This is a genomic window from Sinisalibacter aestuarii (assembly GCF_027923545.1).
GTDB classification, from domain to species: domain Bacteria; phylum Pseudomonadota; class Alphaproteobacteria; order Rhodobacterales; family Rhodobacteraceae; genus Sinisalibacter; species Sinisalibacter aestuarii.
The window spans coordinates 1-495 of the sequence record NZ_BROH01000030.1; the positions used below are offsets into that span (position 1 = coordinate 1).

Here is a 495-nt window from a genome sequence, read left to right on the forward strand (position 1 = left end):
TCAGCGCCTCGATCGGCGCATTGCCCGCGCCCGCGCCGAGCCCGGCCAGCGAGCCGTCGACCCGCACCGCCCCGGCCCGCACCCCCGCCACCGCATTGGCGACGCCGTGATGCAGGTTCTCATGGGTGTGGATGCCAACCTCGGTTTCGGGTTTCAGCCCGCCGCGCAGCGCGGTCACGCGCGCGGTGATGTCGTCGGGCAGCATCGCGCCCGAACTGTCGACCACATAGACGCATTCGGCGCCATAGCTCTCCATCAGCTTCGCCTGGTCCAGCAGCGCCTCGGGCGGGGTCATATGCGCCATCATCAGAAAGCACGCCGTGTCATAGCCAAGATCGCGGGCCACGCGGATATGCTGGCGCGACACATCGGCCTCGGTGCAATGGGTGGCGATGCGCACCGAACTGGCCCCGGCTTCGCGCGCCGCCTTCAGATCCTCGGCCAGCCCGATCCCCGGCACCAGCAGCACCGTGATCCGCGCCCGCGACACCGCCG

General features: G+C 70.3%; 1 protein-coding gene. It reads right to left on the reverse strand.

What is annotated here, in order from left to right:
• Window positions 1-495, reverse strand: a 495-nt coding sequence (locus QMG28_RS20865) for a hydroxymethylglutaryl-CoA lyase-like TIM-barrel protein (RefSeq protein WP_491850077.1), incomplete at both ends; no start/stop codon positions are given.